Source organism: Burkholderia sp. CCA53 (assembly GCF_001685525.1).
Lineage (GTDB): Bacteria > Pseudomonadota > Gammaproteobacteria > Burkholderiales > Burkholderiaceae > Burkholderia > Burkholderia multivorans.
This window is the reverse complement of record NZ_BDDJ01000001.1, coordinates 3,276,062-3,293,988: the sequence shown is the minus strand read 5'-3', so window position 1 is coordinate 3,293,988 and position 17,927 is coordinate 3,276,062. Positions and strand designations below refer to the sequence as shown.

General features: G+C 67.3%; 15 protein-coding genes. 2 read left to right on the top strand and 13 right to left on the bottom strand.

The features are described from left to right. Positions 1-60: 60 nt before the first annotated feature. The 4 genes from phaC to BCR55_RS15260 all read right to left on the bottom strand — a co-directional run bounded on the left by phaC (position 61) and on the right by BCR55_RS15260 (position 4,328). On the bottom strand, positions 61-1,926 hold the full coding sequence (gene phaC / locus BCR55_RS15270) for a class I poly(R)-hydroxyalkanoic acid synthase (RefSeq protein WP_065494758.1): 1,866 nt from the start codon (positions 1,924-1,926) through the stop codon (positions 61-63). A gap of 132 nt (positions 1,927-2,058) precedes the next feature. Beyond that, positions 2,059-2,280 carry a hypothetical protein gene (locus BCR55_RS32485; protein ID WP_125902772.1) on the bottom strand — a complete coding sequence of 74 codons (222 nt, stop codon included), beginning with the start codon at positions 2,278-2,280 and terminating at the stop codon, positions 2,059-2,061. 3 nt (positions 2,281-2,283) lie between these two features. After that, positions 2,284-3,123, bottom strand: coding sequence for a peptidoglycan editing factor PgeF (pgeF, locus tag BCR55_RS15265; protein WP_065494757.1), 840 nt, complete (start codon positions 3,121-3,123; stop codon positions 2,284-2,286). A 5-nt stretch (positions 3,124-3,128) separates the two neighbouring features. Further along, positions 3,129-4,328 (bottom strand): RluA family pseudouridine synthase, encoded by a 1,200-nt coding sequence (locus tag BCR55_RS15260; RefSeq protein WP_059938270.1) that lies wholly within the window; start codon positions 4,326-4,328, stop codon positions 3,129-3,131. A gap of 41 nt (positions 4,329-4,369) precedes the next feature. On the opposite strand from BCR55_RS15260, the gene BCR55_RS15255 reads away from it, so the two are divergent. Beyond that, positions 4,370-5,194: an outer membrane protein assembly factor BamD gene (locus BCR55_RS15255; protein WP_006399942.1), complete on the top strand. Its 825-nt coding sequence runs from the start codon at positions 4,370-4,372 to the stop codon at positions 5,192-5,194. A gap of 129 nt (positions 5,195-5,323) precedes the next feature. Here the strand turns inward: BCR55_RS15255 and BCR55_RS15250 are convergent, their stop codons facing one another. The 3 genes from BCR55_RS15250 to BCR55_RS15240 all read right to left on the bottom strand — a co-directional run bounded on the left by BCR55_RS15250 (position 5,324) and on the right by BCR55_RS15240 (position 8,673). Continuing rightward, positions 5,324-7,576: an ATP-dependent DNA helicase gene (locus BCR55_RS15250; RefSeq protein WP_065494756.1), complete on the bottom strand. Its 2,253-nt coding sequence runs from the start codon at positions 7,574-7,576 to the stop codon at positions 5,324-5,326. Positions 7,577-7,631: 55 nt separating this feature from the next. Next, positions 7,632-7,847 (bottom strand): YdcH family protein, encoded by a 216-nt coding sequence (locus BCR55_RS15245; RefSeq protein WP_006399940.1) that lies wholly within the window; start codon positions 7,845-7,847, stop codon positions 7,632-7,634. A 76-nt stretch (positions 7,848-7,923) separates the two neighbouring features. Next, a complete protein-coding gene (locus BCR55_RS15240) occupies positions 7,924-8,673 on the bottom strand; it encodes a hypothetical protein (protein WP_065494755.1) in 750 nt (249 codons plus the stop codon). Positions 8,674-8,836: 163 nt separating this feature from the next. Between BCR55_RS15240 and BCR55_RS15235 the strand changes: the two genes are divergently transcribed. Then, a complete protein-coding gene (locus BCR55_RS15235) occupies positions 8,837-11,161 on the top strand; it encodes a Tex family protein (RefSeq protein WP_065494754.1) in 2,325 nt (774 codons plus the stop codon). Between the two features lie 117 nt (positions 11,162-11,278). Here the strand turns inward: BCR55_RS15235 and BCR55_RS15230 are convergent, their stop codons facing one another. The 6 genes from BCR55_RS15230 to hflC form a co-directional block, all read right to left on the bottom strand. Continuing rightward, positions 11,279-13,195 carry a potassium transporter Kup gene (locus tag BCR55_RS15230; protein WP_006399937.1) on the bottom strand — a complete coding sequence of 639 codons (1,917 nt, stop codon included), beginning with the start codon at positions 13,193-13,195 and terminating at the stop codon, positions 11,279-11,281. A 277-nt stretch (positions 13,196-13,472) separates the two neighbouring features. Beyond that, on the bottom strand, positions 13,473-14,069 hold the full coding sequence (locus tag BCR55_RS15225; protein WP_006399935.1) for a phosphoribosyltransferase: 597 nt from the start codon (positions 14,067-14,069) through the stop codon (positions 13,473-13,475). 7 nt (positions 14,070-14,076) lie between these two features. Further along, a complete protein-coding gene (locus tag BCR55_RS15220) occupies positions 14,077-15,423 on the bottom strand; it encodes an adenylosuccinate synthase (RefSeq protein WP_006399934.1) in 1,347 nt (448 codons plus the stop codon). A 111-nt stretch (positions 15,424-15,534) separates the two neighbouring features. Beyond that, entirely contained in the window at positions 15,535-16,683 is a 1,149-nt protein-coding gene (locus BCR55_RS15215; RefSeq protein ID WP_006399933.1) for an ATP phosphoribosyltransferase regulatory subunit, read from the bottom strand. Positions 16,684-16,785: 102 nt separating this feature from the next. Next, positions 16,786-16,977: a DUF2065 domain-containing protein gene (locus tag BCR55_RS15210; RefSeq protein WP_006399932.1), complete on the bottom strand. Its 192-nt coding sequence runs from the start codon at positions 16,975-16,977 to the stop codon at positions 16,786-16,788. 36 nt (positions 16,978-17,013) lie between these two features. After that, positions 17,014-17,913 carry a protease modulator HflC gene (hflC, locus tag BCR55_RS15205; RefSeq protein ID WP_065494753.1) on the bottom strand — a complete coding sequence of 300 codons (900 nt, stop codon included), beginning with the start codon at positions 17,911-17,913 and terminating at the stop codon, positions 17,014-17,016. Positions 17,914-17,927 lie beyond the last annotated feature (14 nt).

Sequence of the window (17,927 nt, the reverse complement as noted above, 5' to 3'; positions counted from 1 at the left end):
GCCGACCCTGTTAAAAAAACTGCGGTGCGTCGGACAGCGTGCGCCGCTGTCCGGCTTTCGTCAATCGCGCTGCAATACGTAACGGCCGGGCGCCGGTTCGATCACCGGGAACTGCGCGGAGCCGAGCTCGGCCGGCGCCGCCACCTTGCGGCCGCCGTACTGGTCGAGCCATTCGATCCAGGTCGGCCACCAGCTGCCCGGATGCTCGATCGCGCCGGCGAACCAGTCGTCGGCGGCGCTCGGCAGGTCGTCGTCGTTCACCCAGTAGCTGCGCTTTTTCTTCGCGGGCGGATTGATCACGCCGGCGATGTGGCCCGAGGCGCCGAGCACGAACTTCAGCGGGCCCGTCAGGATCGACGTCGACGCATAGGCCGTCTGCCACGGCACGATGTGATCCTCGCGCGACCCGTAGATGAAGGTCGGCACGTCGATGCGCGACAGATCGACCGGCTCGCCGCAGACGGTCAGCGCGCCCGGCTCACGCAGCTTGTTCTCGAGATACGTATTGCGCAGGTACCACGCGTACATCGGCCCCGGCAGGCTCGTCGAATCGCTGTTCCAGTACAGCAGGTCGAACGGCGCCGGCGTGCGGCCCTTCAGGTAGTTGTCGACGACGTAGTTCCAGACGAGATCGTTCGGGCGCAGGAACGAGAACGTGTTCGCGAATTCGACGCCGCGCATCAACCCGGGCGGCGTCCCGTTCTTGCCGCCGATCGTCTGCTCGCGCATCTGCACGTGCGCCTCGTCGACGAACACGTCGAGCACGCCCGTATCGGAGAAATCGAGCATCGCGGTGAGCAGCGTCATCGACGCGGCCGGATGTTCGCCGCGCGCAGCGAGCACCGCGAGCGCGGTCGCGAGCATCGTGCCGCCGACGCAGAAGCCGAGCGTATTGATCTGTTCGCGTCCGCTCACCTGCTGCACCGCGTCGATCGCGGCGAGCAGCCCTTCGTTCATGTAGTCGTCCCACGTCTTGTGCGCGACCGACGCATCGGCATTGCGCCACGACACGAGAAACACCTGATGGCCGCTCGACACCGCGTGCGCGACGAGCGAGTTCTCGGGCTGCAGATCGAGGATGTAGAACTTGTTGATGCACGGCGGCACGATCAGCAGCGGCCGCTCGAACACCTTCGCCGTCTTCGGCGTGTACTGGATCAGCTGGATCAAGTCGTTCTCGTAGACGACCGCGCCTTCCGTGCACCCGAGATTCTTGCCGACGACGAATTGCGATTCGTCGGTCTGCGAAATCTTGCCGCGCTGCAGATCGCCCAGCAAGTTCATCATCCCCTGCCGCAGGCTTTCGCCCTGCGTTTCGAGAATCGACTTCTGCGCATCGGGATTCAGCGCGAGGAAGTTGCTCGGCGCGGCGGCGGCCGTCCACTGCTGCACGGCGAAACGGATGCGCTCGCGCGTTTTCGGATCGGTCTCGAGCGCGTCGGCGAGTTCCTGCAGATAGCGTGCATTGAGCAGATACCACGCGGCCGCGAATGCATGGGCCGGCGATGCCTTCCATGCGTCGCCGCTGAAGCGCCGATCCTTCAGTTCGGGAGCCTCGAGCTTCGCTGCGGCCGCCTGCTGCATCAGCGCGACGCAGTCGCGCGCATAGTCGGCCTGCAGCTTCTGCAGCCGCTCGGGCGGAATCGCCGCGACCGGCAGCGTGAGCCCCGCGAACGGCGACGCCATCGCGCCGAAATCGGGCATCGACGGCATCTGGAACGGGAACGACTTCGGAAACTGGAACGTAGCGAACGGATTGACGGCAGCCGACGCAGTCGCGGCACGCGCCGGATCGGCAAAATCGCGCCATGCGTTCAGCCAAGCTTCGAACATCTGCTGCATCGGCTGCGCCGCGGAACCGAATCCCGTATTGCCCGCGGAAGTGCCCGCCGCAGCGGACGTCGACGAATTTTTCGATGCTGTCATTACCTGCCTTACCGGTGATTCGTGAGCGTCAATCGCGAAATCCTGCTCGCGCGCGGCATGCCGGCTGCGAGCCGGGCCGTCATGCCCTGGAGAGGCGTCTCCAGATTCTGCCGCAGTGCGGTATTTTTATCATTATCGTTTTCCCCATGTGAAGCCGTGCGTCAAACCACCGAACATTCGAACACCGCAATAATCGGCGGAAAACAGGCGGGACAAGGGTTTCGGGGAAACATAAAACATTTTGTCCAACGCGACTCCCGGATTTTTCAATCGGTCAAGCATACTGCCCACCATTGCCGCATCAATATCGAGATAAATCGATTGCGCGGCGCAGCAAACAAGCTGCGCACGCATCGGTCAATCGGCCAGCCAGATCGCCGCGGCCATCCTGCCCGTCACGCGGTCGCGGCGATACGAATAGAAACGCGCGCGCTCGGTGAGCGTGCATGCATCGCCGCCGCTCACGTGCACGACGCCGGCCCGCGCGACACGCACGCGCGCAAGCGCATACAGATCGGCCAGATACTTGCCCGGCGCGCCGTCGATCGCGACGAACGCACGACGGGTTTCATCATGCTCCGACTGCGTGGCCGTGTCGAGAAACGCGTCGCGCACGTCCGCACCGACTTCGAACGCGCGCGGCCCAATCGCCGGGCCGAGAAACGCATGGACGTCGGCCGCCGCGCCGCCGGCCAGCGCCGCGACGCGCGCGGCCGTCCGTTCGACGATGCCGGCCGCGAGCCCGCGCCAGCCCGCATGGGCGGCGCCCACCGCGCGGCCGTGCGCGTCGCACAGCAACACGGGCAGGCAGTCGGCCACCATCACGACGCACACGGCGCCCGCGCGATCGGTGACGCTCGCGTCGGCCTGCACCGGCGTCGCGCCGTCGCCGGCCGACGCGATCACTTCGTCCGCGCGCACGATCTGCGCGCCGTGCACCTGCTCGAGCCACGCGGCGCGCGGACGCCCGGTCAGCGCGAGCAGTCGCGCGCGGTTCTGCGCGACATGCGCGGGATCGTCGCCGGTATGCAAGCCGAGATTCATGCCGCCCGGCAGCGCGGCACCGTCCTGCCAGCGGCCGTACGGCCCTTCGCTGACGCCGCCGTCGCGCGTCGTGATCAACGCGCGCACGCGCGGCGACACCTGCCAGTCCGGCAGCACGCAATCCCGCCAGCTCAGCGGCGTGGGGTTCGTCATCGGCTTTACTCCCTCTCGTCGTCCGGATACGACGCTTCGTCGTGGTAATCGCCGCCGAAATCGTCGTCGATGCCGTCGTCGTCGAATTCCTCGTCGTTCTGCCCGAAACCGAGCGCTTCGACGAGCGCGGTCATGTCGTCGGGCAGCGGACAGCGCCACTGCATCGCACTGCCGGTGACCGGATGCACGAGCCCGAGCCGCCACGCGTGCAGCGCCTGCCGCGCGAAGCCGCCCGGCAGCGGCGCGACCGAGCGCTTGCCGCGCGCACGTCCGTACACCGGATCGCCGAGCAGCGGATGCCCGACATGCGAACAATGCACGCGGATCTGGTGCGTGCGGCCCGTTTCGAGATCGCACTGGATCGCCGACACCGGCTGACGTTGCCACAGGCATGTGTCAACCGTGCGGAAATGCGTGCGCGCCGGCTTGCCCGACGCGCCGGTGACGACGGCCATGCGCGTGCGTTCGCGCGGATCGCGCCCGATCGGCGCGTCGATCGTCCCTTCGTCGGGCATCGCGCCCCACACGAGCGCGAAATAGCGGCGCTTGACCGTGCGCGCCTGCAGCTGGCGCACGAGATCGGTCTGCGCGGCCAGCGTGCGCGCGACCACCATCAGGCCGGACGTCTCCTTGTCGAGCCGATGCACGATGCCCGCGCGCGGCAGGCCGGCCGCGGCGTCGCCGTAGCGATGCAGCAGCCCGTTCAGGATCGTGCCGCTCCAGTTGCCGGCCGCGGGATGCACCACGAGCCCGGCCGGCTTGTCGATGACGACGAGCGCGTCGTCTTCGTAGACGATGTCGAGCGGCACCGGCTCGGGTGTGAACGCAAGCTGTTCGGGCAGCAGATCGGGCACGAGCTCGATCGTCGCGCCGAGCGGCACCGGCTGGCGGATCTTCGCCGGCGCGCCGTCGACGCGCACACGCTGCGCATCGATCCAGCTCTGCAGCCGGCTGCGCGAGAATTCGGGAAACAACTGGGCAAGCGCCTTGTCGAGTCGCTCGCCCGCGAGCGACGCGGGCACTTCGACGACGCGCGGCGCATCGTCGCCGCCGCCGGACGGCGCAACAGGCGGCTGCAACGCGTCGCCGATCAGATCGTCGTCGAGGGAATCCCCGAGGGCAGCGTCGGCGGGCCGATCGCTTGGGCTATAATCTTCGCGATTTGACGTGCCCGAGCGGGCATTCTGCGAACTTGAACGGGTCATTTAGACTGGGTCACCGAGACTTGAAGCTAGGACATGCGAGCATGACGAATTCGACCAAACGCACGGCTAAAACCGTCGCCGCCCGGGCTGCGGCGGTAGCGGCCGCGGCCCTCATCGCCGGCTGCCACGGCTTGCCGCAGAAGCAGGACGAGACGGCTACCTGGTCGAACAACAAATTATACTCAGAGGCCCAGGACGCCCTGTCCGGCGGCGACTGGGGCAAGTGCGCGAAATATTTCGAGGCGCTGCAAGGTCGCGATCCGTTCGGCCATTTCGCGCAGCAGGCGCAGATCAACGTCGCGTACTGCAACTGGAAGGACAACGAACCGGCCGCCGCCGATCAGGCCGTCGACCGCTTCATCCAGCTCCACCCCGATCATCCCGACATCGCCTACGCGTACTACCTGAAAGGGATGATCCACTTCAACGACGATCTCGGGCTGTTCGGCCGCTTCTCCGGGCAGGACATGAGCGAGCGCGACCCGCAGGCGCTGCGCGAGTCCTACGACGCGTTCAAGGTCGTCGTCGATCGCTATCCGAAGAGCAAATACGCGCCCGACGCAGCGGCACGGATGCGCTACATCGTGAACGCGCTCGCGTCGCACGAAGTGCATGCGGCCGACTACTACTACCGGCGCGGCGCGTATGTCGCGGCCATCAACCGCGCACAGCTCGCGATCAAGGACTACAAGGGCGCGCCGGCCATCGAGGACGCGCTGCACATCATGGTCCTGTCGTACCAAAAGCTGAATCAGCCGCAGCTCGCCGAAGACACGAAGCGCGTGCTCGCGGGCACGTTCCCGGACAGCCCCTACATCACGGGCCGCGCGCGTCCCGGCACGAAGAAGTCGTGGTGGCAGTTCTGAGCGATGCCGCATGCCGCGCGAACGCGGCAGCCATAGAAAAACCCGGCGTGCGAGCCGGGTTTTTCATTGGTGCGAGACGCCGGCCGACGGCGATGCGACCGGCGGCGGCCGCACGGGCCGCCCTTGCCGTCAGGCGCGACGCGCGGCGCGCTGCTCGTCGAAGAAGTCCTGCACGACCGCGATTTCGCGCGTGCGCTTGAACGGCGGCAGGCTCTGCCAGATCCGGCGGCCGTACGGCTTGTCGACGAGCCGCGTGTCGCAGATCATCAGCACGCCGCGATCGGTCTCCGCACGGATCAGCCGCCCGGCGCCCTGCTTCAGCGTGATGACGGCCTGCGGCAGCTGATGCACGGCGAACGGGCTCAAGCCCTTCTTCGCGAGCGCGTCGAGCCGCGCGGCCAGCACCGGATCGTCGGGCGGCGCGAACGGCAGCTTGTCGATCACGACGAGCGACAGCGCGTCGCCGCGCACGTCGACGCCTTCCCAGAAGCTCTGGCTGCCGACGAGGATCGCGTTGCCGTACGCACGGAAGCGATCGAGCAGTTCGGTCCGGCTCGCATCGCCCTGCACGAGCAGCGGCGTGTTCCAGCCGCGCGATTCGATCACGTCGCGCAGTTTCGAGGCGATCCGGTCGACCGCACGCAATGTCGTGCACAGCATGAACACGCCGCCACCCGAGGCCTCGATCGCCGGCAGCGCCGCATCGAACACGGCATCGGTAAACGCGGGCGACGACGGCTGCGGCAGATTGCGCGGCACGTACAGCAGCCCCTGCGTCTGGTAGTCGAACGGGCTCGCGAGCGTCATCGAACGGCGCGAGCTCAGGCCCATCTGCGCCGCGTAGTGCGTGAAGTCGCCGCGCACCGACAGCGTCGCCGACGTGAAGATCCACGCGCGCGGCACGCCCGCGCGCTGCTTCGCGAAGATCGGCGCCACCGACAGCGGCGTTTCGTGCAGCTGCACCGTATGCGCGAACACCTCGACCCAGCGCACCTTCTCGTTCGGATCGCCGGCCGCGGCTGCCGCCTCGCCGGCGGCCGCCGCATCGGCCTGCGCAGCGGCCTCGGCCGCGCCGGGCGCGACCCAGCCCGCGAGCAGATCCTGCAGCTCGCGCGCGCGACGCAGGCACGCGCCGAGCGATTCCGCGCGCTCGGCCTGACTCGCGAGCGCAGAAGCCAGCGCGTCGAGCGCCGCTTCGAGCGCATCGAGCGCGGCGAACAGCGGATGATCGTCGCCGAGTTGCGCGAGCGACATCCGCACGATCTGATCGTCGGCGAACGCGAGCCGCACGTCGCGCGCCGCGCGTTCGAGCGCGCCGCCGAGCTTCACCCATTCGACGGCGTCGCGCGCGTGACTGAGGCCCTCGGCGACCGTGTCGCGCGCGAGTTCGAGAATCTGCGTCGTCGATAGCGTCTCGCCGAAAAACAGCGTCGCCGTCTCCGGCAGCTGATGCGCTTCGTCGAAAATCACCGTGTTCGCATTCGGCAGCAGCTCGGCCATGCCGGTGTCGCGCAGCATGATGTCCGCGAAGAACAGATGATGGTTGACGACGACGATGTCGGCCTGTTGCGCTTCGCGCCGCGCCTGCATCACGAAGCATTCCTTGTAGTGCGGACACTCCTGGCCGAGGCAGTTGTCGCGCGTCGACGTGACCATCGACCATACGGGCGCCGTCTCCGGCACGCTCGCGAGCTCGGCCTTGTCGCCGCTTTTCGTGATCTTCGCGAAACGGACGATCTCCTGCAGATACGCGGTGTCCTGCCGCGACGGCAGGCGGCCGTTGTCCGCGGTGCGCTGCAGATAGTAGTGGCACAGATAGTTCGCGCGGCCCTTCAGCATCGCGACCGTCACCGGCACCGCGAGCGCGTTGCGCACGGTCGGAATGTCGCGCAGGAACAGCTGGTCCTGCAGATGCTTCGTGCCGGTCGACACGATCACCTTGCCGCCCCACAGCATTGCCGGCACGAGATACGCATAGGTCTTGCCCGTGCCGGTGCCGGCCTCGACGATCAGCGTGTTGTCGCCGGCATCGGCGTCGGCTTCGTTCGCGGCGTCGCTCACGCCGGCGTCGGCCGCGCCGCCCCCGCCGCCCGTTTCGCCGAGCCGGCGCGCCGGCCGCTTGCGCGCTTCGAAGATTTCCGGCTCCGGCATCCGGCGCGCGGACGCCTCCATCGCGGACGCGACCGCACGCGCCATCTCGATCTGCGATGTGCGCGGACGATAGCCGTCGAGCGCGCGCGCCAGCAACCCGCCGTCGCCGAAAATCGCGTCGAGTTCGTCGACGCGCTTGCGGCTCAGTTCGAAGGTGCCTTCGGACGCACGAACGCGCCCGGGCGACGCGTCGCGCCGGGCATCGGGGGTGGCTTCAAGCGGTGAATTCAAGGCAAGCGTTCCTGTATCCAGCGCCCGGGCGGCGCCGGCGCTTGCCAGGCCGCGCTCAGGCGCGCTTATCCGGTTCGAGCTGCGATTGCAGCATGATGATCTTGTCTTTGGCCAGCAGCTTTTCCTTCTTCAGCCTGTGCAACGTGAGGTCGTCGATATCGGAGCGGCCTTCCTTCAGTTCGATCTCGCGAGCGAGCTGCTGGTGCTGTTCCTGCAATGCAGCCAAACGGTTGTGCAATTCCTGCTGCTGTTCCGCGTGACGGTTTTGCATATACGCCTCCTCATCGAAGCAACGCGCCGACCGGCGTGCCGACGCGCACGAGCTGTTTCCGGATCAACCCAACACGTTACTGCCCCTGCTGTTGCTGCTGCTTGGCCTTCTCGGCCGCTTCCCGCTGACGCTGCTCGACCTCGGCCTTGTGCTGCGCGGCCTCCTTCTGCTTCTGCTCGTAGCGCGTCGCGTTCTCCGCACGTGCCTGCGCCTTCTGCGCGGCCTGGGCGTGCGCCTCGTCGAGCTTGCGCTGGAAATCGGCCTGCTTCTGGTCGTACGCCTGCTTGTTCGCCGCGCGCTGCGGCGCCTCCGCGCCGCGCTGCGCCTGCTTCAGCGCATTCTGCTCCTGCTTGTCGCGGAACGCGGCCGCGTTCGCCGCCTCGTTCGCGGCGCGCTGCGGCGCCTCCGCCGCGTTCTGCGCCTGCTTCAGCGCGATCTGCTCGTCGCGCTGCTTCGCACGCACCGCACGCTGCTCGTCGTCGAGCGCGAGCTGCGCCTGCCGGATGCTCGCGCGCTCCTCGCGCATCTTGTCGCGTGCGACGCCCAGGCAGTGATTGACGAAGAACCGGCTGTAGCAATCGTGCTCGGCCACCGCATAACGATAATCGTTTTCCGCGGAACGTTGATCGAGCACTTTTTGACGGGCGGCGAAATCGTCCGCGAGACCGGGCGCGGCAGGCGCCGACGCGGCGCTATCGGCCGTGACGGTCGAGGCCTGCGCGTACACGCCGGACGTGCCGACGGACAAAGCGGCGGCAAGCGCTGCGCCGAGCGCGACGAGAGAAAAACGGGAAGTTGGCAACGTCGTAGGAAAGCTGCGGGACATGTGTCAAATTCTATCACCCCCGGCTGGACGCTCTGCCATTTATGGCAAAATGCCCCGCTTCACTCACCCGCGGCATCTGGTCCGGCGGGCCCGCCATGCAGCCCGCCGCGCCGGGCATGCCGGCCCGCGCCGCGATTTCAGCAGGCAGAAGCTCATCAACGACATGACGGAAACCGTAGCACTCAAGATCGTACAGCGCATCGCCACCGAACTGTCCGTCCAGCCGCGCCAGGTCGCGGCCGCGGTGCAACTTCTCGACGAAGGCTCGACCGTTCCGTTCATTGCCCGGTATCGGAAGGAAGTGACCGGCAACCTGGACGACACGCAACTGCGCCAGCTCGAAGAGCGCCTCCTGTATCTGCGCGAACTCGAGGATCGCCGCGCGGCGATCCTGTCGAGCATCGAGGAACAGGGCAAGCTGACCGACGAACTGCGCGCGGCAATCGATGCGGCCGACAGCAAACAGGTGCTCGAAGACCTTTATCTGCCGTACAAGCCGAAGCGCCGCACGCGCGCCCAGATCGCGCGCGAAGCGGGCCTCGAACCGCTCGCGCAGGCGCTGCTCGCCAATCCGATGCTCGATCCGCAAACCGAGGCGGCCGCGTACGTCGATGCCGACAAGGGCGTCGCCGACGTGAAGGCCGCGCTCGACGGCGCGCGCGACATCCTGTCCGAACAGTTCGGCGAGACGGCCGAGCTGCTCGGCAAGCTGCGCGACTATCTGCACGATCGCGGCGTCGTGTCGTCGGCGGTCGTCGAAGGCAAGGAAAACGAAGAAGGCGAGAAATTCCGCGACTATTACGACTACGCCGAGACGCTGAAGACCGTGCCTTCGCACCGTGCGCTCGCACTGTTCCGCGGCCGCAACGCCGGCGTGCTGACGATCCGGCTGGGCCTCGGCGAGGAACTCGACGCGCAGGTGCCGCATCCCGGCGAAGCGATGATCGCGCGCCATTTCGGGATCGCGAACCAGAATCGCCCGGCCGACAAATGGCTGAGCGACGTGTGCCGCTGGTGCTGGCGCGTGAAGGTTCAGCCGCACATCGAGAACGAGCTGCTGACGCAGCTGCGCGAAACGGCCGAAACCGAGGCGATCCGCGTCTTCGCGCGCAACCTGAAGGATCTGCTGCTCGCGGCGCCGGCCGGCCCGAAGGCCGTGATCGGTCTCGACCCCGGCTTGCGCACCGGCGTGAAGGTCGCCGTCGTCGACCGCACCGGCAAGCTGCTCGCGACCGACACGATCTATCCGCATGAACCGCGTCGCGACTGGGACGGCTCGATCGCGAAGCTCGCGCGCCTCGCCGCGCAGACGCGGGCCGAACTGATCAGCATCGGCAACGGCACCGCGTCGCGCGAAACCGACAAGCTCGCGAGCGAACTGATCGCGAAGCACCCCGAGCTGCGGTTGCAGAAGATCGTCGTGTCGGAAGCCGGCGCGTCGGTCTACTCGGCGTCCGAACTCGCGGCCAAGGAATTCCCGGAACTCGACGTATCGCTGCGCGGCGCCGTGTCGATCGCGCGCCGGCTGCAGGATCCGCTCGCCGAACTCGTGAAGATCGAGCCGAAGGCGATCGGCGTCGGCCAGTATCAGCACGACGTGAATCAGCGCGAGCTCGCGCGCTCGCTCGACGCGGTCGTCGAAGACTGCGTGAACGCGGTCGGCGTCGACGCCAACACCGCATCGGCGCCGCTGCTCGCGCGCGTGTCGGGGCTGAACGCGACGCTCGCGCGCAACATCGTCGACTACCGCGACGCGAACGGCCCGTTCCCGTCGCGCGAGCACCTGCGCAAGGTGCCGCGCCTCGGCGACAAGACGTTCGAGCAGGCCGCCGGCTTCCTGCGGATCAACGGCGGCGAGAATCCGCTCGATCGCTCGTCGGTGCACCCGGAGGCGTATCCGGTCGTCGAACGGATCCTCGCGAAGATCAACAAGCGCATCGACGACGTGCTCGGCAATCGCGACGCGCTGTCGGGCCTGTCGCCCGCCGAATTCGTCGACGAACGTTTCGGCCTGCCGACGGTGCGCGACATCCTGTCCGAGCTCGAGAAGCCCGGCCGCGATCCGCGTCCGGAGTTCAAGACTGCGACGTTCCGCGAAGGCGTCGAGAAGGTGTCGGACCTCGTGCCGGGCATGACGCTCGAAGGCGTCGTGACGAACGTCGCCGCATTCGGTGCGTTCGTCGACATCGGCGTCCATCAGGACGGGCTCGTCCACGTATCCGCGATGTCGACGAAGTTCATCAAGGATCCGCACGAAGTCGTGAAGGCCGGCCAGGTCGTGAAGGTCAAGGTGCTCGACGTCGACGTGAAGCGCCAGCGCATCTCGCTGACGATGCGGCTCGACGACGAAGCGGCGCCCGGCCTGTCCTCGCGCGGCGCGCAGGAACGCGGCACCGCCGCGCGCGGCGGCGCCCGCCCGCCCCGCGCGCGCGAACCGGAACCGGCTGGCGCGATGGCCGCCGCGTTCGCGAAGCTCAAGCAGCGCTGAACGTGCGGACCGTGCCGCAATGAGAAAAGCCCGCCGTCAGGCGGGCTTTTTGTTGGCGCAGCGTCTCGGCGAGCGAGCCGTCAAGCGGCATGCGCGATCGCGCACGCCTCGTGGCGCTCAGATCTCGATCTTCGTGCCGAGCTCGACGACGCGGTTCGCCGGAATCGCGAAGAAGTCGGTCGGCTTCGCGGCGTTCTGGTGCATCCACGCGAACACGCGCTCGCGCCAGATCGACATGCCGGGCAGCTGCGTCGGCACGACCGTCTCGCGTGCGAGGAAGAACGATGTGTCCATCAGCTCGAACGTCATGTCGTGCGTGCGGCCGAACTCTTCGAGCACGGCCTTCACGTCCGGCGTCTCGTTGAACCCGTACTCGGCCTTCACGATGTACAGGCCGCCGCCGGCGTCGCGCGCGCTCAGCCGCTTGTCGTCGCGCACGTACGGGATATCGCGCGTGACGAACGTCATGAACAGCGTGCGCTCGTGCAGCACCTTGTTGTGCTTCAGGTTGTGCAGCAGGCTCACGGGCACGAGCTTGTCGTTGCCGGTCAGATAGATCGCGGTGCCCGACACGCGGTGCGGCGGATGCGCGAGCAGCCCCTGCAGGAACGGCTCGAGCGGAATGCCGTCGGCGGCCGTGCGTTCCTTTACGATGTGGCGGCCCTTGTACCACGTCATTAGCAGGAAGAACAGCAGCGCGCCGATGCCGAGCGGCAGCCAGCCGCCCTGCGCGACCTTCAGCAGGTTCGCGCCGAAAAAGCCGAGATCGATCGTCAGGAAGACGGCGATGATCGCGCCGACCAGCAGCCGGTTCCAGTTCCACACCTTCACCATCACGACGCATGCGAGCACGGTCGTGATCACCATCGTTGCGGTCACCGCGATCCCGTACGCGGCCGCGAGGTTGTCGGAGCTCTTGAAGCCGATCACGATGCAGAGGATCACGAACAGCAGCAGCCAGTTCACGAGCGGCACGTAGATCTGGCCGATCGCGAGTTCGGACGTGTGCAGCACCTTCATGCGCGGCACATAGCCGAGCTGGATCGCCTGCGACGTCAACGAATAGGCGCCGGAGATCACCGCCTGCGACGCGATCACGGTCGCGACGGTCGACAGCACGACGAGCGGCAGCAGCGCCCAGTCGGGCGCGAGCAGGAAGAACGGGTTTTCGATCGCACGCGGATTCTGGATCAGCAACGCGCCTTGCCCGAAGTAGTTCAGCACCAGCGACGGCATCACGAGCCCGTATGCGGCGAGGCGGATCGGCTTCGCGCCGAAGTGGCCCATGTCCGCATAGAGCGCTTCTGCACCGGTCAGCACCAGCACGACGGAACCGAGCACGACATAGGCCTGCAGCAAGTGCTCGGACATGAACGACGCTGCGTAGTACGGATTGATCGCCGCGACGATGCCGGGCGCACGCACGATGTGGTACACGCCGAGCGCCGCGATCGCGATGAACCACAGCACCATGATCGGGCCGAACAGCTTGCCGACCGTTGCCGTGCCGTGACGCTGGATCCAGAACAGCGCGATCAGAATCACGATCGTGATCGGCAGCACCAGATGGGACAGATGCGGCGTCGCGATCTCGAGACCTTCGACCGCCGACATCACCGAAATCGCCGGCGTGATGACCGCGTCGCCGTAGAACATGCACGCGCCGAAGATGCCGAGCGCCATCAGCGCGCCCGCGACACGCGTCTTCGGGTCGAGCGGCCGCAGCGACAGCGCCATCAGCGCGAGCACGCCGCCCTCGCCGTTGTTGTCGGCCCGCATCACGAACAGCAGATATTTGACGCCGACCACGAGGATGATCGCCCAGAACAGCAGCGAGATCACGCCGAGGATCGAGCTTTCCGTGAGCGGAATCCCGTGCGCGGGGCTGAACGCCTCCTTCAGCGAATACAACGGGCTCGTGCCGATGTCGCCGAACACCACGCCGATGGCCGCTATCGCCAGCGCCCGCAACGAGTGTTGGTGCATCGGGTGCGGCGCGTGAGCGGCGTCGGCCGCGTGGGTCGTATCGTTCATATGAAGCGTAATAATCGGGTCCGGATTCGGACAAAACGAGCGCTATTCTACCCGCGCGTCCCGCAAACACCGCGCCGCCGTGTTGCCCCGAAGCCACGTAACCGATCGCGCACATGCATTGCAGCGCGAGCTGTGGCAGGGCTGCCATCATAGCCGGGGCCGCACCGTCTGCCTATCGGGGGGCGCGGCGGGGGTGCGCGGCGGCCGCCGGGCCTGCAAACGAAAACGGCGCCGCAAGCGGCGCCGTACGAGGCTTTTCGTCGATCGACCGGCGCGCTCACGCGCCCGCGCCGTCGCGCTGCGCGCGACCGCGCTTGATCCACGCTTCGAGGTTGTGCGGACGCACGGTGTCCCACTCCTCGAACGGCTGATGGATCCACGGGTTCGTCGGCAGGAACTGCGTGTGGTAGTCGGGCTTGACCTTCGAGCAACCCTTGTACCAGAGCACCGCCGAGCGCACCGCCGTGACGGCCGGATAACGCTCCTTCAGGTGCTCCTGCACGCGCGCGAGCGTGACGCCCGAGTCGACCAGATCGTCGACGAGCAGCACGTTGCCTGCGAGGTTGCCGCGCGTCATCGTAATGTACTGCGCGATGTCGAGCTCGCCCTGCTCGCGGCCGGCCGCTTCGCGGTACGAACTCGTCGCGAGAATCGCGAGCGGCACGTCGTAGATGCGCGAAAGCTGATCGCCGACACGCAGGCCGCCACGCGCGAGGCACAGGATCTGGTCGAACTTCCAGCCGGACTCGTGCACCTGCAGCGCGAGCAGTTCGATGAGCCGGTGATATTCGTCCCAGCCCACCCAGAGGTTCTTGTCGTCGTTACGCGGATCCGTCATCAGGTCGGCCGCCTTGATCGTGTTTTGCTGCGTCATCTGGAAATTACACCTTGAACGGATGGCGGAGCAGGATCGTTTCGTCGCGGTCCGGGCCGGTCGACACCATGTCGATCGGCACGCCGGCCACTTCCTGGACGCGCGTCAGATAAGCCTGCGCGTTCGTCGGCAGCGCGTCCCACGTCTTGATGCCGACCGTGCTTTCCTTCCAGCCTTCGAACGTTTCGTACACCGGTTCGCAGCGTGCGACATCGGCGGCGCCGCGCGGCAGGATGTCCGCGTCCTTGCCGTCGATCTTGTAGCCCACGCACAGCCGGACTTCGTCGAGACCGTCGAGCACGTCGAGCTTCGTCATGCAGAGGCCCGACACGCCGTTGATCTGGATCGAGCGGCGCAGCGCGGCCGCGTCGAGCCAGCCGGTGCGGCGCGGACGGCCGGTGACCGAGCCGAATTCCTTGCCGACGTTCGCGAGCGTGACGCCGACCTGATCCTGACGCTTCGGATTATCGGCATCGTACAGCTCGCTCGGGAACGGACCCGAGCCGACGCGCGTGCAGTATGCCTTCGTGATGCCGAGGATGTAGTTCAGCTTCTGCGGACCGACGCCCGCGCCCGCCGCGGCCGCACCGGCAACGCAGTTGCTCGACGTGACGAACGGATAGGTGCCGTGATCGATGTCGAGCAGCGTGCCCTGCGCGCCCTCGAACAGCAGGTTCTGGCCCGCGTTGTTCGCGTCGTACAGACGGCGCGACACGTCAGCCACCATCGGCTTCAGGCGGTCGGCATAGCCGAGCATCGTGTCGAGCGTCGCCTGGAAATCGACGGCTGCGCCGCCGAGGTACTGCGTCAGCACGAAGTTGTGGAAATCGAGGTTTTCGCGCAGGCGATCGGCGAAGGTCTTCGCGTCGAACAGGTCCTGCACGCGCAGCGCGCGGCGGCCGACCTTGTCTTCGTACGCGGGGCCGATGCCGCGGCCCGTCGTGCCGATCTTGCCCGCGCCCTTGCGCGCTTCGCGCGCCTGGTCGATCGCGATGTGATACGGCAGGATCAGCGTCGTGGCTTCGGAAATGAACAGACGGTCGCGCACGTTCACGCCGGCTTCTTCGAGCTCGCCGATTTCCTTGAACAGTGCTTCCGGGGACAGAACGACGCCGTTGCCGATGTAGCACGCGACGCCTTCGCGCATGATGCCCGACGGGATGAGGCGCAAGATCGTCTTCTTGCCGCCGATGATGAGGGTGTGGCCGGCGTTGTGACCGCCCTGGAAACGCACGACGCCCTGAGCGTGGTCCGTCAGCCAGTCGACGATCTTGCCCTTGCCTTCATCACCCCATTGAGTCCCCACGACGACGACGTTGCGCCCGGGAGTCACGTTCACTGCGCTGGCAGACATGTTGATTCGTTAGCTGGTTAAAAACGTATTTTACCTATGTTCGCGAGCGATTCCGAATTTTTCCGTTTCGCGTCAACGATATGCAGCCGACTGCCGCTCGCGAACGCCTTGTTAGCGGGGCTCGACCACCCACGCACCGTTGCGCTCGACGAGCGAACGGTCGCAGGCGAATTCGTCGAGCACGTGATCGTGGCCCGGCAGCGCCTGGATCACGACCTCGCCGGCGTCGCGCAGCGCGGCCACGGCCGCGCGCAGCGCATCGTCCTGCGCCCACGGCGCCAGAATCGCGGTGCCGCGCGCCTCGACCGGGGAAATCCGCGCGAGCTCGCGCAGGTCGAGCGAGAAGCCGGTCGCCGGACGCGCGCGGCCGTATGCCTGGCCGACGTGGTCGTAACGGCCGCCGCGCGCGATCGCGTTCGGCACGCCGTCGATGTACGCGGTAAACATCGCGCCGCTGTGGTACGCGTAACCGCGCAGATCGGCCAGGTCGATCGCGACTTCCACGCCCTTCGCCTGCGCGGCGAGCTGCGCGAGATCGTCGAGCGCGCGCGCGATCTCGGGCAGCGCCGGCAGGCGCTGGCGCGCTTCGTCGAGCACGCTCGCGTCGCCGTACAGGTGCGGCAGCGCACGCAGCGCCGCGCGCGTGTCGGCGCCGAGATCGTCGGTCAGTTCGTTCAGCAGCGGCACGTCCTTGCCCGACAGCGCGTCGTAGAGCGCTTCGCCGCGCGCGGCCGCCTGCGTATCGCGCGCGAGCAGCGCCGCGAGCACGCCCGCATGGCACAGATCGAGGCGGATCCGCGACAGGCCGGCAAGATGCAGCGCATCGAGCATCAACTGCTGGATCTCAAGATCGGCTTCCAGTCCCGCGTGTCCGTAGATTTCCGCGCCGATCTGGATCTGCTCGCGCGTCGCGTGCAGGCCGCGCGGGCGCGTATGCATGACGTGCCCCGCATAGCAGAGGCGCGTGACGCCCTGGCGGTTCAGCAGATGCGCGTCGATGCGCGCCACCTGCGGCGTGATGTCGGCGCGCAGGCCGAGCGTGCGGCCCGAAAGCTGGTCGACCAGCTTGAAGGTGCGCAGGCGCAGATCGGCGCCGCCGCTCGTCAGCAGCGACTCGAGATATTCGAGCAGCGGCGGCATCACCATCTCGTAGCCGTACGAACGGAAGCGATCGAGCAGCCTGCGGCGCAGCTCCTCGATCTTGCGCGCTTCCGACGGCAGTACGTCGGCGATATTCTCGGGAAGTAACCAGGTCGACATCGGTACGGTCCTACGACAGGAAACGGCGCGCGGCACGCGCGCCGACGGATGAATCGGTAATCGGAATCGGACGGGAACGAACGGCGGGTGCGCCGTCCGGGATCAGGTGGCGAGCAGCAGCAGCACGAGCCCGAGCGCCATCACGATCAGCCCGCCGATCCGGATATGATGCGGCGGCCGCTCCGCTATTCTACGAAACGTGTCGCGCCAGGCGACGGGAAACACGAAGGGGAACGCCCCTTCGATGATCAGCATCAGCGCGACGGCAAGCAACAACGAGGCAGCGAGATCCATGCGGGCGACGGCGCCGCACGACGCGGCGCCCCAGATTCAGTGTTTGCGGGGAGCAGGCGCCGCCGGTGCGGCACCGCCCGTCGGGCTGCGCATGAAACGGAAGAACGCGCTGTCGGGATCGACGACGATGACGTCGTTGCGCTTGAACGTCTTCCGGTACGCCTGCAGGCTCGCGTAGAACTCGTAGAACTGCGGATCGCGGCCGAACGCGTCCGCGGCGATCGTCGCCGCCTTCGCATCGCCCTCGCCCTTGATCGTCTGCGCGGACTTGTACGCGTTCGCGAGCACCGCCTGCTGCTCGCGTTCGGCGTCCGCCTTGATCTGCTCGACCTCGGCTGCGCCGTCGGCACGCACCTGCGCGGCCTGGTCGTGCAGCGCGCCGATCATGCGCTGATAGACCGCATCGGTCTGCGCGGCCGGCAAGTCGACGCGCGTGAGCTGCACGTCGACCAGCTCGATGCCGAGCGCTGCCGCGCTGGCCTGTACCGCGTCGCGCGCAGCGTCGGCGATCGCGCGCTGCGCGCCGAGCGCGTCGTCGAGCGCATGCTTGCCGAATGCGTCGCCAAGCGCGCCCTTCAGCGCGCCGGCCAGCCGCTCGCCGGCCGCGGCCGGATCGCCGCCGGTTGCCGTGAAGTACTTCATCGGATCGCCGATCCGGTACTTCGCCGCATACGAAACCAGCAGATCGTGCTTGTCTTCGGTTGCCAGCTGCAGCGGATCGGGCGATTCCAGCGACTGCAGCCGCGTATCGACCAGCGTGGCCGTCTGCAGCGGCGGCGGCAGCTTGAAATGAACGCCGGGGCCGGCGAGCTCGGGCTCCGCGCCGCCGCGGCCGGACAGCACGGCGATATGGCGCGGATCGACGGTCAGCACGGTCGACGATGCGGCAAAAGCCAGGATCACGATTGCGACGACGAGCACAACGATTCGATTCATGTTCTGCGCTCCCC

What these genes read in the sequence shown, in the direction of transcription:
- BCR55_RS15245 (WP_006399940.1), bottom strand. Translation starts at nt 7,847, where the DNA reads ATGCAAAACCGTCACGCGGAACAGCAGCAGGAATTGCACAACCGTTTG.
- phaC (WP_065494758.1), bottom strand. Translation starts at nt 1,926, where the DNA reads ATGACAGCATCGAAAAATTCGTCGACGTCCGCTGCGGCGGGCACTTCC.
- BCR55_RS15225 (WP_006399935.1), bottom strand. Translation starts at nt 14,069, where the DNA reads ATGACGCAGCAAAACACGATCAAGGCGGCCGACCTGATGACGGATCCG.
- BCR55_RS15255 (WP_006399942.1), top strand. Translation starts at nt 4,370, where the DNA reads ATGACGAATTCGACCAAACGCACGGCTAAAACCGTCGCCGCCCGGGCT.
- hflC (WP_065494753.1), bottom strand. Translation starts at nt 17,913, where the DNA reads ATGAATCGAATCGTTGTGCTCGTCGTCGCAATCGTGATCCTGGCTTTT.
- pgeF (WP_065494757.1), bottom strand. Translation starts at nt 3,123, where the DNA reads ATGACGAACCCCACGCCGCTGAGCTGGCGGGATTGCGTGCTGCCGGAC.
- BCR55_RS15210 (WP_006399932.1), bottom strand. Translation starts at nt 16,977, where the DNA reads ATGGATCTCGCTGCCTCGTTGTTGCTTGCCGTCGCGCTGATGCTGATC.
- BCR55_RS15220 (WP_006399934.1), bottom strand. Translation starts at nt 15,423, where the DNA reads ATGTCTGCCAGCGCAGTGAACGTGACTCCCGGGCGCAACGTCGTCGTC.
- BCR55_RS15235 (WP_065494754.1), top strand. Translation starts at nt 8,837, where the DNA reads ATGACGGAAACCGTAGCACTCAAGATCGTACAGCGCATCGCCACCGAA.
- BCR55_RS15230 (WP_006399937.1), bottom strand. Translation starts at nt 13,195, where the DNA reads ATGAACGATACGACCCACGCGGCCGACGCCGCTCACGCGCCGCACCCG.
- BCR55_RS15240 (WP_065494755.1), bottom strand. Translation starts at nt 8,673, where the DNA reads ATGTCCCGCAGCTTTCCTACGACGTTGCCAACTTCCCGTTTTTCTCTC.
- BCR55_RS32485 (WP_125902772.1), bottom strand. Translation starts at nt 2,280, where the DNA reads ATGCGTGCGCAGCTTGTTTGCTGCGCCGCGCAATCGATTTATCTCGAT.
- BCR55_RS15260 (WP_059938270.1), bottom strand. Translation starts at nt 4,328, where the DNA reads ATGACCCGTTCAAGTTCGCAGAATGCCCGCTCGGGCACGTCAAATCGC.
- BCR55_RS15215 (WP_006399933.1), bottom strand. Translation starts at nt 16,683, where the DNA reads ATGTCGACCTGGTTACTTCCCGAGAATATCGCCGACGTACTGCCGTCG.